Here is a 17,698-nt window from a genome sequence, read left to right as displayed (position 1 = left end):
AAAACACTATAAGACCCTATGATCAAATGTGGTTTATAGATGCATTTGTGGAATTTTCAAAGCTTTCTAAACTTGGTTTTTCCTTGCCAATCTAAGGCAAAGGTCGCTCTAATTATAACAGCAAAGTGAGTCTGAAAATTTTATTTATAAGGCTATCTTTATAAATCACCAGAAAAAAAATTTAAGAAATTGGATACGTTTAAATTACGATCCTCCATGACTTTTTTTTGCCATGACAAAAAATACAAACCCTGCATGTCAAGCAGTATTGGACGTTTATTTTTTAGGAAAGTTTGACCGGTAACTTTATCAATTGTTAATTCAACTTTAAATAGACACATTGAACAAAAAATTTAATATTGGTCAAAGAGGCTGTACGAAAATTACTTCTCAGATAGCCTTTTATAATCTGGAAAATGTTACCAATCAAAATCCTATTATTTCTTTGAATATTTATATTTTTCAAATTCAAAGGAACTTTCTGCTTTATCGTTCATAACAATAAAAGCATCGAATTTTTTACCAGATCGGCTAGACATTCCTTTTAGCAGCGTCGTTTTACCTGTTGTAATCAGCTTTTCCAAATTTTCTAGATTTAATTGAATACCGCAAATATTTCGAAACTGAACCCAACTACAGTTTTGATCTGAACATTTTATCAATTTATCTCGAATCACTAATTTCTGAATACCGCATTTTGGACAAATTAATTCAGGCTGTTTTTCATTTCCAACTGATAAAGCAAGTATTTCTTTCGTTATAGCTACAGTAAATGTTTCTATTTCTTTTTGAAATATCTCAACATCTAACTCATCATTCTCAATCTTTTGCATCGCTTGTTCCCATTGGGCAGTCATCGCTACATCTGCAATCTTTTGATCTTTTACTAATTCATAAACCTTTAATCCTTTTTCGGTAGGTAACAACGATTTCTTTTCCCTTTTGATATAGTCTCTTTTGAAAAGTGTTTCAATAATAGCTGCTCTTGTTGCCGGAGTTCCAATTCCTATTCCTTGTAAAGCCTTTCGCTCTTGTTCACTTTCAATCTGATTAGCTGCGTTTTCCATTTCTCCCAATAAACTAGCCTCGGTATAAAGAACTGGTGGTTTGGTTTGTTTCTCTAAAACTTTCGCTCCCTTTATTTTTAACTCATCTCCCTCTTTTAGTTCCGGTAAATCCTGGACGGGATTGTTATCTTCATCTATAAAACTTCCCTTAATGAATCTCCAGCCTGCATCAATAATTTCACATCCTTTTAGTGAAAAATCATAATGCACCGTCTGTAAGACAACATCCGTTATCTCTTTAATACAAACAGGTGAAACTGCTTCTAGTAAACGATAGGCAATCATTTCATAAATAGCTTTCTCCTTTACAGCTAAAGCCGAAGGCATCTTATCAGTAATCAACAAACCATGATGATCGGTTACTTTCAGGTCGTTAACGATGCGTTTATTCAAACGTCCTCTTTTAATTTTAGACACTACTTCTCGAAACTTATCCATCTCTTCCAATATTCCTATTAACTGCGGGATTTCTACCCAAATGTCTTCGGGAATATATTTACTGCCAGTACGTGGGTAGCTGATAAATTTCTTCTCATAAAGACTTTGAGCAATAGTAAGAGTTTCCTCTGCTGAAAGATTCAATTTTATATTGGCCTCCTTTTGTAATGCTGTAAGATCAAATAATAAAGGTGGTTGTTCATTAACTGTCTTCTTTTCAAGAGCTGTGACCGTAGCTATTCCATGTCGTTGAATGAATTTCAGTGCATGATCAGCCTGCTTACTATCATCCCATTTTGTTAAAGAAAGACTTTTAAAATCAATAAAATCCTTTCGATGCTCTAACTTAATTTGCAAATATTTCTTAGTTGTGAATGCTTTATTTTCTATGAACCTTTTACAAATAAGTGCTAATGTTGGGGTTTGCACTCTTCCCAAAGAATAAATCTCACTTCCGGCAGCAACTGTCAAAGCTTGTGAAGCGTTGATACCAACTAACCAGTCTGCACAGCTTCTCCCTTGAGCAGCAAAATATAAACCATCAAATTCCTTTCCTGGTTTGAGGTTATTCAATCCCTTGAGAATTGCTTTTTCTGTTAATGAGTTTATCCATAATCTTTCAAAAGGTTTGTTGCATCTTAGATATTCATAAATATAACGGAATATTAGTTCTCCCTCACGCCCAGCATCTGTGGCAACAATAATACTTACACATTTTTTTAAAAGCTGTTCTATGATTTTCAATTGTTTCGATACAGCTTCATCAGGAACATAACCATCATTTGTCTTGATTTTTCGAGCGATTAATAAAAAAGGACTAGGTAATATAGGTAAGACTTCTTTTTGAAAACCACTAATACCATAATCCTCTGGCATGGCCAAGGTAACTAAATGTCCAAATGCCCAGGTCACCTGATATCCATTCCCCATCAAATAACCTTCTTTTTTCTCACTAGCTCCCAAAAGCGAGGCTATTTCCCTAGCCACACTTGGTTTTTCTGCAATTACTACTTTCATCGATTGAGTCTTTAAGATAGTTACACTTTTCGACCTGTAGATTTCTTAGCTGCTTTAGGTTTCTCCTGCTCTTGTTGTTGCTTTTTACTATCCGGATTATTCTGTTCGGTTTTCAAAGGTTCTTTGATGTTCTTAGTAGCCTCATTCGTTTTGCCCTCAGAATTAACAGCAACTTGTGTTTTACTTTCCTCTTTAGGCTGTGCTTTTTCTTTTAATTTATTTGGATTATCGAAAGAAAAATTAGTTTTTGCAGTTTCTTTATCGAATATGATATAGCCTTGGTATTCTTTGCCTCTCTTATCAACCAAACCACTTACATGTACTGTTTGCCCCTCTTGGAACTTTTGATATTGTTGTTCATCAAGCTCTTTTCCTCTAAACACACGAGGCACGTCCTGTTGTTGACTTGCAGATTGCGTATTATTAGTTCTGTCAAAAAGAAACTCTACGTAACATTTATCTGCATTAAATTGAATAGCGGCATTAAAAGGTTCTCCTTTTTTAGAAATCATCCCTTCTATATACAAAGCTTTACCTTCTGTTAAAGTCTGCTTTTGTTGTTCATCTAACTTCACACCTTTTATTTCATCAGGTATTTTAATGCGGTCTGTACACAAAGCAATAAGTTCTTTCGTCAATCTATCCACACTAATAATCGAAGGTATTATATCTCCATTTTTAGGATTGGTCAAATCAACCACTCTTCCCATATTTCCTGTTTTGAGTAAGTTTTCCTTATCTTCTTTGGTAAACTCGTGTCCAAAAAACGGGAAATTTAACTGTGGTTCTTTCCGGATTCCGTGAATAGCAACAACCACCTGTCCATCCTCTTTAGTCTGCAAAGAAAGTCTGGCATCCATACGGGTAATAGAAGTTCCTAAATCGAGACTGATGGGAACTAATTCATTTGTCTTATATCCTTTTAATAAAGGATCAAGTAGCTTCATTTTTTCAAGGCGTTCTTTGCTTAATCCGAGATTAGACATCGCATTCCAATCAATCTGTTCTAATTTAAAGCGATATTCACTCGTTTCCGTTGTTGACTGTGTTGTTTCCATAGTATTATTATTTTGTTGTTTATAATCAATTCTTATCTCGTGTTGGCTAAATAGTTTTTCTCCTTCTTGAGTTGGATTATCAACTTCTTTTTGCATTTTATTGGCTACATTAATCCCGTCATGGACAGCTACTCTAAAAAAAGTAAAATGGGTTGGATTCTTTAATTGGTTCAGAAAATTTGAAAAAAAATTAGAAAACAAATCACCATGTTTATCGACACGCATAAACTGGCTTTCATTTTTCTTGTTGGCAGTTACCGTTTGTAGTTCACCATTTTTATCTATTCCTTTGACTACCTCTATTTTCTTTTTTTTCTTGTCGAGTACCAATAAAATATCTGAAAACTGATCTTCAGCTTTTGGTGCATCTATAGATTGCTCGCTCATCACAATAGCATTTTTAATTTACATACCCGAAAATAATGATATAAAATAATAGCACATACCAAATGACTTTCAATGGCTTTACTTGACATTTTTTGTCTGTCACTTTTTGAAAGCAGCATTAAAACTATCACGTATAAATTGATGAACGTCTGATAATTTATAATAAAGCTTCCCACTAATTGTATAATAAGGCAACTTACCTGATGAGCGGTAACGCTGAAGTGAGCGATTGCTGATTTTCAACATCTGTAAGAGATCCTGATTGTCTAACAATTCTTCTCCATCAATGTTATTACGTTGTTTTTGAACATCATTTATATGTTCATTTAAGATATCGAAACGATCCATAATTCGCTCCATCCATGCTATAAATTCCATTCTGTCTATATTCATACTTTTACTTTAATACATTACACAATTACTTATGATAGCTGTACAAATTTGAAAAGTATGAGTGTAATTATCCGCCAAGATGTACCAATTGGAAATGACGATTTTTTTAAATATTTGTAATTTTATAAATGTGGTAAAGCAACTATTCTGTTGATAACATCTAAAGTCGACAATTGATAATATCTAGGTATGCCAATGGGTATTTATGGGCATAAAAAAACAGCGTAGTAAAACGCTGTTCTTATTATTAAGTTGCCATACAATTATAAATCCTTATCCATATATTCTTCCAAAGCTAGTTTAAGTTTATTTAGAAAAACCGTTCTAGAACCTGTCCTTTCTTTCATACGATGAAAGGCATGATGGATGTCTCCTAAAGGAGTACGAAACAAAATATGGAAAGCAAGACTAATTTTTCGAATTCCAATTTTCCCATGTGAAATTGCTCCTGAAACATATAAAGCATAAATCAGTTCAATCAGCGCATTTTTAGAATCTGTCCAAAAAATATCTTTTACCGATTCCGGATTTTGCAAAATAGAATTTGAATTTTGATCCGGATTTGTTTTTTCCAACAGATACGTATAAAGCAGTTCGTTAGCAATGATTCGGGCTACTTTGTAATCATAATAGGTAGAAAAACTAGGATCTATTTCAAATACAAAACTATTGAGTCCATTATGATAATTTATTTTACCCAACATGAAATATTCACTGTCTCTATCTGTCCTTCCAGAACGATAATACCTGTGAAAATCTGAGTTACAAATGTGTTCTTTATATTCTAGCTTTAATTCTTCTAGTTCATTAGAAAAGAAATTATGATACATTTTTCCATCGTTTACAGGACATGAAGTCTCTGTTCGAAATACTTTATTATAATAAATTAGTTTACCAAGTATTTGAGGTTTGATATTTTTAAAAAAATTAATTTCTTCTGAATCATCTTTAAAACCAACTTTTAAAATTTGATTTTTTATTTCGAATAATAATTCCCTTAAATAGGTACTTATTTTATAAGATTCATCTATTAAGTTAGTTGCTTCGTCAGAAACTTTTTTTTCATACTTCTTTATTTGAACAAGTATATCATTTAAAGTATTTTTCATTGTACGTTTATTTTTAATCTCATAAAAATATAGCCTACAAAACGAAATCAACTTTCTCGATGAATCTTACATTTTTAGTAAATGAATCCAAAATGAGTTACTAAAGCTAGGCCTTTAAAAGATCATATTTTTTTATTTAATTTTTAATAATAAAGACTTTAAAACGCCTCCATTTAGTTTTGTTCTTTTCAAAAAAACATATTGTAAATTCTTATATATCTTACTTAACATAATTTTATTTACATTATTGCCTTACAAAGTAAAAAAAAAACTACAACTTATTATCTAGTAATTGGCATATTTGTCTTTACTATTAGCAAACTGTTCTAAATTAGTAACCATAAGTTAATCTGACAATTTTTCTTCAAAATGATTTCTATACAATTAAGAGCAAAATTTATCAAGATAATTTAATACATTCTGTTGATTTTCTTAAATATGATGTATTCTAAAATCATTTTTCTAGCATTACAAATGGTTCTATTTACCAAGAAGACTTTTTTTGATAACTTTATCTGCATATTCAGGAAAAATAGCTTATTATCAATATTCAATTAATATTTAAAATAATAACATTCACTCATTTTTGTAAAAAAAAACTGCCCGAAAAATTACTTTTAGGACAGCCTCTTTTTTTACTATTATAATACTCTAAATCGTTAACTAATACATTCAAATAAGATAATATTTAATCCTAATTTCTTTTATATTTATCCAAAGGAATTGAAGAATTTATCAAAAGATTAAACATTTTTTCAGCAATAAGCTTCTGAGCTTTATCGTTTGGATGTCCCTCATTTGGAAGGATTAATTCTTTTTTCCACTTTATATCAAGATTGAAATCTGGATTAATGGGATAAATTTTTTCAGGCTTAGGTCCTAAATCAAAGGTTGCTAATTGAATATTTAAACTATCAAGATGTCTTTTTACATCTAAATACATATTATATGATTCACTAGCCGTAAAGCTTTCATCGTTATTTTTCCAATCCCCCCAATTCTTTCCTTTTGTAACATAGGTATTAATCCATTTAATTTCAAGAATATTTTTATTGAAAAATTTTGAAAACTTTGCTTTCTTATTATTAAGCAACCAGCGACATAACGCTCTAATATTATAAGAATAATGATAAGTTTTTATTAAAACATTTGCTGAATATATCTTATCAAGCTCAGAATAAAGTTTAGGAAGTGAGTCTCGCATATCGTAATCATACTTGAGCATAATATCTCTATAAACACCTCTCACTATTTTCCTTTTTTTAAAAGGAAAGACATATTGGTACATAATAAGATCTGGATTGAATTCTGCAACTTGATATTTAATCCTATTTAAATTACCAAGATCATTATCCTTTCCATCAACAGAACAATTTATTACCTCAACATTATAATTAGCTTGATTAAACAAATTTTGTAATTTCATCACAAAATTATCATCGCCATCGCTTCTTATCCCTAATGTCACGGAGTTCCCTACAAACGCTATTCTATAGCTCCCGGACTTTTTTATTTTTGAAAAATCTGGACCATAAAAGCCCTGATTATTAAACTTGAATTTTTTATTTATATCTGGCCAAATAAATTCTTGTTCTGAATTAGCCTCATACCTATAACCATATAAAGGATCTGGAATATATGCAAGGTCACGTTTAAATTTCTTTAAAGTTTCATAATGAAATACCCTAAGATATATTTCACTCATAAAAAACAAACTAATTAGAACAAAAAATAAAATTTTTAGTTTTTTCAAAATATTAAAATTTATAGATTACACATTATAAGGGTTGGATTCTAATATTAAGTAAAGAATACAAAATATAGAATAGGCATTTAAAATTAATTTGTATCAATAAAGAAACAATTAAACCATGCTTACTTTAGTCATTAATTGAATTACTATTTTTATGACTTCTCCACCAATTCTTTCTTGAGCTTCGTAAGTATTGGCTCCTAAATGAGGTAAAAAACTTATGGGAAGATTTTCTGTTTTAGAAATTTCCTTTAAATGTCTTATTTCAATAGGGTCAATATAAACATGTTTAAAAAAGCCTTGTTTTAACTTATCTATTAAGTGATCCATATTTATCACTTCATATCTTGATGCATTAATCAAGACGCAATCTTTTTTGATGTTGGAAAAAAAATCCTCATTGATAAAATGTTTAGTGCTATTTGTTAACGGCACTTGTATACTGATAATATCAGATCTTTTTGCTAATTCTTTTAATTCAACATATTCATATAATGAATTTTCAACTGGACCTGATTCATTATTGTAGATAATTTTTACATTAAACTTATCTAATAATTCAGCAATCGATTTCCCTATATTTCCAAATCCAATTAATCCAATTGTCTTTTCTTTAATTTCATTGCCTATAAGTAATGGTTTTTTCCATTTTCCTTCTTCAACAGATCTAATCCCTTCCATTATATTACGTAGCCCCATCAACATTAAACAAACTACATATTCAGCAACTGATGAAACGGATGCTGCTTTTACATTTTTGAAAATTATATTATTGCTTTTCAACAAATTAATTGGAACATTTTCTGTACCATTTCCCGCCACAATAACCGCAATTAATTTAGGTGCATATTTTAACCATTCTTCAGAAAAAATGTAAGAAGTCCTCATAATTAAGATTGAAGTATCATTCAATTCTTTCAAGATTTCGTTTTCATCAAGGCCTAGTAAATAACAGATTTCTAAATCTATTATTTTCTTTAAACGACATATAGTATTCTCACTTAAAGGATCTATTATTAATATTTTCATTTACAAATGCCTTTTAGTTATATAATTTTAAATGTTTTTTGGCAAATAACTCGAAAGAATATTTTCTTTCCAATAATTCCCTTCCTTTCTCCCCCATTCTTTTAGCCAATTGCTTATCCTCAATCAAACTAATTATTTTTCTCGAAATGTATTTATAATCTTTTACTGGACATAGGTATGCATTATCATTGCTAAAAATCATATTCTGGTTTGTAGAATTAGTTGCCACAATGGCTTTTTTATATTGCATGGCTTCTAAAAACACATAAGGAAGGCCTTCCCACAAAGAAGTACTTACAAAAACATCTATTATGCCATATATATTATGGATATCAGTAACATAACCTGTTAATTTTATTTTAGATTCTAAATCTAATTCTATAATTAGTCTTCGAAGTTCCTTTTCTTGTTCCCCACTTCCTACTATCAAAAAAACCGTTCTAGGATATTTTTTCAAAACTTCATTGGCAGTATAAATATATGTTTCCCAATCTTTCTGAAGCGATAACCTTCCTATGGAACCAACAATAAAATTCCCCTCCTTAATATTATATTTCATTAATGTTTGACGAATCTGGTTATTCTTTTTATACATTTCAAAGGAAATTGCATTATTTATAACTTCAAGCTTGGAATCTTTAGTAATTTTATTATCGATAGCGGCTCTATATTCACTTTCAGAAACTATTATTTTAGTTGACAGTGTCGCTAATATTTTCTCAAAAAAAATAAATATGCGCTTTTTGATTCCTTCACTACTTTGGAAATAAAAACAATGGGGAGTATAAAATATTCTTTCCACTCCTTTTAAATAAGCAGCAAGACGAAATAAAAAACCTGCTTTTGAACTATGTGCATGTACAATATCAAACTTCGATTTATTTATAAATTTTAATAAATAAAATAAGGATTTAATATCTTTTAAAAGATGTATGTTTCTAGACATGGAATGATGAATTAAATTCACGCCTCTATTTTTTATATCATCTAATTGAATCCGAATATCTTCATTTCTAGCATTTGAATAAATAACTGTAATTTCAAATTTTTCTTTACTTAATTTTGTTACTAGATACACTAAATGCTTTAATGAACCTCCGCCAGCTGATTCAATACCATATAAAATTTTAGTCCTCTTACCCATCTAATACACTTGTATGTTATTTTCATAAACATTAATAAGATGGTCTGTACAGTGTTGAATTTCCAATTCAGACTTTATTTTCTTTTTAGCATTTTCAACAATTGAGCTATATAAGTTTTCATCACTAATTAATTCCTTAACAGCGTTTACAATAGCATTTGCATCTTTGTCTTTCACCAGTAACCCTGTATGCCTATTCTCTATCATTTCTGGAATTGCAGAAATCCCTGTTGAAATAACTGGGATTCCTAAAGTCATGGCCTCTACAATTACATTGGGTAAGCCATCCCTATCTCCATTTTCAGCAATTATACTTGGAAGAACAAAGATGTCTGATTTTAACAAAATATGTTTTACAATATCTTGTGGCTGAAAATCTAATAAGACAATATTTCTTTCTAAACCATTATCTGTAATATAATGAACTAACTTTTCTTTTAAAGTACCCTCACCAATAATAGTACATTGAATATTAAGTCCTTCATTAATTAATTTATGCATCGCTTCTAATAAATAGACCAATCCTTTTTTTTCTACTAATCTAGCAATACAAAGTATTTTAGTTAGAGAATTTTCCAGAGGCTTTGTCTTTTTACATATCCAATTCGACGTATCTATTCCATGATAGATCCGATGAATTTTATTTTCAAATTTGTGAAATGTTATTTCATTTAAATACTTTTTATTATATTCTGTACACGTAATCAAAAAACTACAATCAGAAATTACCTGAATTAATTTCGCCTCATTGGTGTAAATATCTTGTGCATGCATTGTCAGGCTATATTTTGTTTTATTTATTTTAGATAATAATGATGCAATATCAACAGCTAGAAAAGCAAAATGTGCATGAAAATGAAATTTTTGATTTTTCTCCAATTTTGATGCAAAATAAATGGAAATGCAATAATCCCTAAATGTTTTCAATGACTGTTTTCTAATATCATTAAACAACAACGCTAATGATTTAATAAAAGCAATTGGTTCGTTAAAAAAAATTAAAAAAGGTAGGTATAAATAGATTTTGGGTAAATAAAAAAGCGAACACTTCAATTCCTTTAATGCAGGTATATCAAAAAATTGTTTCTGTTTCCTTAATACTATAATATCTAATTTTATCCCTCTCCTTTGAAGCTCAAGTATCTCATTCAATATAAAATATTCTGTAGGAGAAGGAAACTTCTCTATAATATAAACTATTTTCATATAATTATTTAATATTCCTATTCTTTACTAGAACCATAGAATTTACGAGGAATATACCCACTAGAATACAACTTATTATAAAACTCTTTCGCTATTACTTCATGCCCTAGTTGAGAGGAATGATCATCAGCTTTACCAAACCCATATTCACTCCTATATTTTATATTCAAAGGCATATAGTTAAGTTCTCTTATTCTACTTAATGCTTCAAAACTTTTTTCCTGTTGATATTTATTATATAACAATAGAGCAACTTTTGATTTTGATAGTGAGTCACTAAGACTTTTATACATAGCTATTGACTCAGTTTCACTAAGTCTCTTTTTTGCTATATATGGATTATTATCGTTACTATCAGAATTATCTTTAACAACATTGTCATTAATTCCCTTAAGAGTATTTTCATATTTTAAAAAAATTTCTGAAACATCTATTTGTCTTCTTATATAATATTTTATGTAAGGATATTTACCAATTATATTTTTGCTTATGAATTTATTTATAATATTTTTGGGATTTTCAACATGAAATTTACATAAATAACGAAATATATAAGAAACTCCATATACTGAATTAAATATTGAATTATCCTTTAATTCATTATCAATATACTTTTTCACACCAGTCAATTTGTTATCAAAATCAGTATATTTAAGTTGATATCCTTTATAAGTAGTCCTATATCTTTTTTGTAAGGTTATAGGAAAATCGGTATTAAATAATATCAAATCGGGTTGGTATTTGATGCAGTTTATAGCTAAATTTGAACGGTCGAATACTCGCTCACTACCATCCATAGAAAAGTTAATAATTTCTATTTTATCTCTATTATTTAAAAATTTTTCTTGTAATAACCTTACATAACTATTTGGTCCATTTGTATAAATTCCTGTATCATCAGAATCTCCAATAATTATAATTCTATACATGTGTTTTTTTTTTGTCTCTTCAAATTCATCCCAACAATAACCAATGCTATTAATCTTCATGGCATTTTTGTATGCAGCTGTGACTACGATTCCTTCAGAATTAGGCTTATAAGTATAGCCCAATTCTTTATTCGCTACATACTCTAAATGTTCAAATTTTCTTAATTTTTTATATGCAAAAACTCTTAATCCAATTTCAACAAAAACTATAATTAAAACGATAACAAAACTTATTATTTTTAACTTTTTCATATATGAAGGTAAATTTGTATTCCTTTTTATCTAATTCTAGAATATTATTCAAAATTAGATTTGGAAATTATTAATAATGTACTACTTATTTAAATATTATTTTTTATTATAAAATTTTATAACACTTGTCTCCTTTCGGGCTATTCTCAATGCTACTTCCAGAAATATTATGAGCAGAAAACAAGTAAGGGTTAAATATTTACAGATCTTTAATATATTCTGACATTTCTTAAAATTATTTAACTATTATTATGGATTAAATTGATTAACCTTTTTTAACATCTAGTCTGACACTAAATAATAGTTCTTAAAACCTGTTAGTTAACTTTACCTTTTTGTGAAAAATTAAAACATATTTTATTTTCATCAAATTGAACTACCAACAATTCAGGATCTATAGCAAAAAGAAAAGGTATAATACCCAAATAGTAGAAAGCCGTTGAATCATTAGTAAATAGAGGAAGCCCCAATTGGTTAATTATTCATTTTCCTTTTTTGTAAGAGAAGGTCTTTTTTGTTTTCTGAGAGATCTCTGTAAAGTTCATATCGCTTTTCTGTATTACTTGACCATTCATTTTTTGTAAATTCCCTATTTGGATAATTATTCATGGTCGCATTATAAGATAATGCATAAAAAACATAAATAATAATTCCCAAAAAGAATAAGTACCCACTATAAGTAAGTGTTCCCAAGAGACATTTTTTTCTTTCGTCTCTTTATAAAAACAAGTAAACAAATATCGCTGATAGAATAAAGCTTATAGTCAGTATAAGCTTTCCATTATTTAAAATCATAATAATTTGGTCTTTTTTAATTATATACATTAAACAAAATTTAGTCAATAACAACCCAAATCCAACATGTAAGAAAGTCTCAAAGGATTATTTAGGTTTAATTCTAAAGAATGAAAGGATACAATTAATCTTTCATCTGGGTATTATAAATCTCAACTCCAGATAATGCCATTCTAAATAAACTTCCCTCATCATAATCATTTCTTTGAAGATCAGTTCCTAAAATTCTCACATAACGAGTATAACATTTTTTAAAGTTAAATACCTGAGGATCATAAACTTTTGGAACAGGATGATTTTTCACTTCTTTAACAGTTTTCCAAATGATTCCATCATTTGAAGTTTGAATTTTAAACCCTACCGGAAAACCATTGGGTTCCATCTTCATATCTAAAGAATAAATGGGATACAATATGACTCTATCTATTTCTAACATATTATTCAAGTCTATACTAATCCATTCCTTATGATTTGAATACCCATTTAGTGTTTCACTTAGCCACCCCGTAGTTCCATAAACCTCTACTTTTCGATTACTCGTAATAAAATCAGAATTAAATTTATTTGTTTTTATCAAACTAGAGACTCTTACTAATTTCCCTCTCGCTAAATCTAAGCCTTCTTTCAAAAACTCTCCTTTGTTTTTTAGCAACTCCTTTGTTTTCTTATATAAAAAATCAGCTTTTGTTATTGCAACAACCCTAACCAGTTTTTCTTCTGTAAAAGACTCAAAAATCGAGTTATTTGTGTTCAAATTAACAGATTCAAAATACATAGACCTTTCTTTAAACATACTTTCCAGAATTGATAAATCTGGATGCTCCCCAAAATAAGTAAACAAGAAATCTATTCCCTTCATTCTGCAATAACTTTCAAATTTATGTAAAAGATCAATGGATTCTTTTGGATAATCCTCCAATACCCTAATGGGTATGGGCGTTACTATCAATCTTGGTTGTTCATTAATAATTAATTTATTGAGCCTTATAATCAACTCTTTAACCGACTTAATGTTTAACATTTCTTTTCTATCAATAGTAATATCATTACCGCTTAACTTATAATATTTATTAAATAATTGGTAATAAACTTCTGAATTTTCAACAGGATTAAAATCAACACTGACTATTTTTGTAACATTCGTTTTCTTTAAAATAAAATTTTCATGAAACAAACTTGCCTTTAGACCCTCAAAATCAAATAAATCCAAATAAACTTTCGTTGAATCTTCTTCTTTTAATACTGGTTTATCTTTTAAATTAAGAAATTCTTCAGGTATAATGTCGCTTTTTATTAATGCATCATAAAAAGCAATTGCTGACTTTTCATGACCAACCTGAGTTGAATGACCATCCTCTTTTCCATATGTACATTGATCATTATATTTAGAATCCATACCCAAATACCCTACTCCAGCGGATTTAAGAAAATCCTTTTCTATATGACTATTTCTAAATCTATTATAGATAACAAGTTTTGAATTAATAGACTTTAATGAATCACTTAATTCCTTAAAAATCTCCAAGGACTCCTCATAAGTAAAGTTTATTCGACTAAAATTTCCATATTTAATCAGGTTTGTAGTATAATCATTTATTCTTTTTTTATCCTGAAATAAATCCATTTTGGATAATAAATCTGTAATATCATTTTCATTATTTGTATAATATCTACATATAGCCCGAAAAGAATATAAATAGTCATATAACCATTTACTATAAGAAAAATGATAATGTAGTTGATCTACGTATTTTTTAGCATTTACCAAATCTTTTGAATCTTGGTAAACAAGTATAAAGTCTTTATAAAGGGTACGATATAATAAAGCTTCATATAGTTTTAGACTAGTTGTTAATAATACTACGTCAGGTTGATAACCTATTATTTCCTTTTCTATACGGTTTATCAAATTTGTTGTTGAATAAATACCGTCAATAGAGCAATTAATAATCTCAATTTTATTACTGACTTTTTTCATTTTTTCCCTTAATAAACTCACATAAGTTTGTGGTGCACCTGTTTCAAATCCACATTCTTCAGAGGAACCAACTATGATTATTCTAAAAACCCCTTTCTTCTTTTTAGAAGAAAACTCTGAATCATTGTACCCAAAACTATTGATTTTAATATTATCATTATAAAAAATTGGTCTACGATTGTAATCTTGAGCATGAGGTATGTATTTATAGCCTAATATAGAATCTCTTTCATATATCATTGGAAAATGACTAGTAGCCAATTTTTGATGATAACAAATCCGCAAGAACAATTCCACTATAATTACTAGTCCAACTGTTATGAATAAATTTTTTTTGATCTTTGAAAACATAAATTTATTTTTTTTAACCCCTTAAATCCTATAAAATAATACCCTAAGTTTTCCAAAGAGACCACAACCTTTCTTATCAAAACACTAAAAAGTAACTTAAACTCTTAGAAAGTTATATTATTTAGATAATCCGAAAAAGAATAAACGGATTGAATTCGTTATAGAATTCATTTTTTTAAAATTAAACTTGACTAAAATATTCTTTCCTTTTCAAACTTATTGTACCTGTAGTTACTAGAAAAAATATAAATAGTGCTATTGAAACTATAAAGTTACATAACATGAAACTTATCTTAGAAAGTAGGCTGTGATTACTACTTTCGAAAACAAACATTTTCCCAAAATACATAAGAAAACCAAATAAAATAGTAGCACCACATAATTTTATTACAAAAGAGACTACATCTTTTATACAATAATCAATTCTATTTTTTAAAAGATATAATAAAATAAAATTCTTTACCATTTTTTGAATTACAAAAGCCCATGCAATTCCTATGTAACCAATATTGTTTACAAATACCCATGTTAGGATTATATTAAGAATAACACAGCCCATTCCAACAAAAACAGGTGTTTTTGTATCCGCATTCGCATAATAATAAATAACCAAAATAGTCTCTATTGCAAAAAACACCAATCCTACTGAATAGATTAGAAAGGGCTTTGCTGTTAGTTGGGTTGAATTAGCATCAAATGCACCTCGCTGAAATATTATTTCTATTATAAAATAACCATATACCAAAAAGAAAATAGTAATTGGGATGAATACAATTAAAATCCATTTTAAACAATTTGCAAATAAGCGTTGCAATTTATCTCTATTCTTTTCTATTGCCAATTGTGAAAAATAAGGAAATACAACAATACTCAATATATAAGGAAACATAACAACCGGTAATTCAACAACTTTCTTCGAATAACTAAGTGCCGCAATTGCCCCCTCTTGTAAATAAGATGCAAACCCATTATCTATAAATGTACTTATTTGGGAGAATCCTACTCCTAACAACAAAGGCCAGGTCAATACCCATATATGTTTTTTATATACTGGTTTAACTTCAACTTTTTTAAAACTAATTTTTTTATAAAGTTTACTAAGATGTAATACCAATCTTCCTATTGCTCCTAAAACAACACCTACAATAGCTCCATAAATACCATAACTGCCAAATAATAATATCATTGACAAAACTATCGCACCTTTAAACACAATTTCTCCAGATGCTGGTAAAATAAATTTTTTATCTGCATTTAATATAATACTTGTTAATGTAGACAATGCTAAAAAAATGGCTGCTGGTATTCCTATTCTAATTAATCCTTTTCCTAAATCATATTGATTCCCACCAAATCCTGGAGCAAAAATTGATAGAAAACTACCTGAAAAGAAGATTACGAATATGGTTATTGTAATAGTAATTCCTAAAATAATACGTATTCCCAAATTAAATATACCCCAAGCTTGTTTTTCTACTTTCTCTTTTTGGCTTGCTTCCAAAAAGACACGTAAAAAACCAGGTTCAATAATTTCTCTAAAAAAAAAGAAAAAACCTAAAATTATTGTAATAACAACTGTATATACATCAACTTCATAGCCTGTACCATAATAATTAGCTAGAACTAATTTTTCAATATACCCTAGCACCTTAACAATAAGTGTGATAACTAAAAGCCCAAAAGAAGACTTTAGTAAGTCATTTTTAAAAAAACTAGATACTAATTGCTTCTTCATATACTTTTAATGTTTCTTTTGCAGTTTTTTCCCAATTGAATTGTTTTACTCTTTCGAGACCTAAATTAATTTTGTTTTGTCTAAGTTCTTTATTATTAAGCAGCATCTCTATACTCTTTGCCATTTCGTGGGTATCGTATGGATTGACTAGCAAACATGCATCACCACAAATCTCTGGTGAAGCTCCTTGATTTGAAACTATTACTGGTATTCCACAGGCCATGGCTTCTAAAGGTGGAATTCCAAACCCTTCATAAATGGACGGGAAAACAAATAAATCAGACATAGAATAAATAACGGGTAAATCTTTTTTAGGGACATACCCTGTAAATAAAATGTATGGTTTTAGATTGTATTTCAATATGGTTTTATATACCGACTTATTTTTCCATCCTTCTTTACCAACTAACACCAATTTATGTTCAATTTTGTTTTTATTGATGAGTTCATTAAAGGCTAACAACAAACGTGTCAAATTTTTTTTCCCTTCAATATTTCCAACAAAAAGAATATATCTTTCGGGCAAACGATATTTAATCGCCAAATCAAAATCTAATGTGTTTTTAAAAATGGGATCAATACCAAGATGTATGACTCTAATCTTATGAGCATCAACATCAAAATGGCGTATAATATCTTTTTTTACTGTATGGGATACCGCTATTATAATATTGGCATTTCGAATTGTTTTTTTGAGAAAAAGATTAAAATAAAATACAGATTGATATTTACATAGGTCAGGAAAATCTAAAGTTATGAGATCGTGAATAGTTACAACTGCTGGTATTTTAAATCTATTGGGTAATATATAATGTGGCGAATGATATAAATCAAAATGTTTTTTTTTTATGTAGAATTTCAATAAAAAAACTTCAAACAAAATTCTTTTTAAACTACTTCTGTCTTTTCTCTTAACACTATCATTTTCTAAAATATTAAATTCAAAATCCAATGATTTTACTTGTTGTAACGCATTAAACAAATATTCTGTGTAATATTGGACACCTGAGTTTTGTTTTCCTAATTGCAATCCATTTAAAAGAATTTTTTTCATAAT

Annotated in this window: 12 protein-coding genes; all 12 read right to left on the bottom strand. The window is 28.7% G+C overall.

Features of this window, described 5'->3' with window-relative positions; all coding sequences use genetic code 11:
* Positions 1–437: 437 nt before the first annotated feature.
* The 12 genes from GTZ96_RS02200 to GTZ96_RS02145 all read right to left on the bottom strand — a co-directional run bounded on the left by GTZ96_RS02200 (position 438) and on the right by GTZ96_RS02145 (position 17,695).
* A complete protein-coding gene (locus tag GTZ96_RS02200) occupies positions 438–2,522 on the bottom strand; it encodes a type IA DNA topoisomerase (RefSeq protein ID WP_161640951.1) in 2,085 nt (694 codons plus the stop codon).
* 20 nt (positions 2,523–2,542) lie between these two features.
* Positions 2,543–3,967, bottom strand: a complete 1,425-nt coding sequence (locus GTZ96_RS02195) for a DUF3945 domain-containing protein (protein WP_161640950.1) — start codon at positions 3,965–3,967, stop codon at positions 2,543–2,545.
* Between the two features lie 99 nt (positions 3,968–4,066).
* Entirely contained in the window at positions 4,067–4,360 is a 294-nt protein-coding gene (locus GTZ96_RS02190; RefSeq protein WP_161640949.1) for a helix-turn-helix domain-containing protein, read from the bottom strand.
* Between the two features lie 263 nt (positions 4,361–4,623).
* Positions 4,624–5,469, bottom strand: a complete 846-nt coding sequence (locus tag GTZ96_RS02185) for an RteC domain-containing protein (RefSeq protein WP_161640948.1) — start codon at positions 5,467–5,469, stop codon at positions 4,624–4,626.
* A 694-nt stretch (positions 5,470–6,163) separates the two neighbouring features.
* Positions 6,164–7,222, bottom strand: coding sequence for an SGNH/GDSL hydrolase family protein (locus GTZ96_RS02180; protein WP_161640947.1), 1,059 nt, complete (start codon positions 7,220–7,222; stop codon positions 6,164–6,166).
* 111 nt (positions 7,223–7,333) lie between these two features.
* Positions 7,334–8,251 (bottom strand): NAD(P)-dependent oxidoreductase, encoded by a 918-nt coding sequence (locus GTZ96_RS02175; protein ID WP_161640946.1) that lies wholly within the window; start codon positions 8,249–8,251, stop codon positions 7,334–7,336.
* A gap of 13 nt (positions 8,252–8,264) precedes the next feature.
* Positions 8,265–9,395, bottom strand: a complete 1,131-nt coding sequence (locus tag GTZ96_RS02170; RefSeq protein ID WP_161640945.1) for a glycosyltransferase family 4 protein — start codon at positions 9,393–9,395, stop codon at positions 8,265–8,267.
* Complete coding sequence (locus tag GTZ96_RS02165) at positions 9,396–10,601, bottom strand: glycosyltransferase family 4 protein (protein ID WP_161640944.1); 1,206 nt, start codon at positions 10,599–10,601, stop codon at positions 9,396–9,398.
* Positions 10,602–10,618: 17 nt separating this feature from the next.
* The gene (locus tag GTZ96_RS02160; protein WP_161640943.1) at positions 10,619–11,782 is read right to left on the bottom strand and encodes a hypothetical protein; all 1,164 of its coding nucleotides are present in this window, start codon (positions 11,780–11,782) and stop codon (positions 10,619–10,621) included.
* 919 nt (positions 11,783–12,701) lie between these two features.
* Positions 12,702–14,906 carry a discoidin domain-containing protein gene (locus tag GTZ96_RS02155; RefSeq protein WP_161640942.1) on the bottom strand — a complete coding sequence of 735 codons (2,205 nt, stop codon included), beginning with the start codon at positions 14,904–14,906 and terminating at the stop codon, positions 12,702–12,704.
* Between the two features lie 181 nt (positions 14,907–15,087).
* Positions 15,088–16,641 (bottom strand): murein biosynthesis integral membrane protein MurJ, encoded by a 1,554-nt coding sequence (gene murJ / locus GTZ96_RS02150; protein WP_161640941.1) that lies wholly within the window; start codon positions 16,639–16,641, stop codon positions 15,088–15,090.
* A complete protein-coding gene (locus GTZ96_RS02145; protein WP_161640940.1) occupies positions 16,619–17,695 on the bottom strand; it encodes a glycosyltransferase family 4 protein in 1,077 nt (358 codons plus the stop codon). The genes murJ and GTZ96_RS02145 overlap by 23 nt, the downstream gene beginning before the upstream one ends.
* Positions 17,696–17,698: the final 3 nt, after the last annotated feature.

The sequence above is a fragment of the Flavobacterium undicola genome (assembly GCF_009909155.2).
Lineage (GTDB): Bacteria > Bacteroidota > Bacteroidia > Flavobacteriales > Flavobacteriaceae > Flavobacterium > Flavobacterium undicola.
Note: the sequence above shows the minus strand (reverse complement) of the source record. Positions and strands in the feature narration are given on the sequence as shown.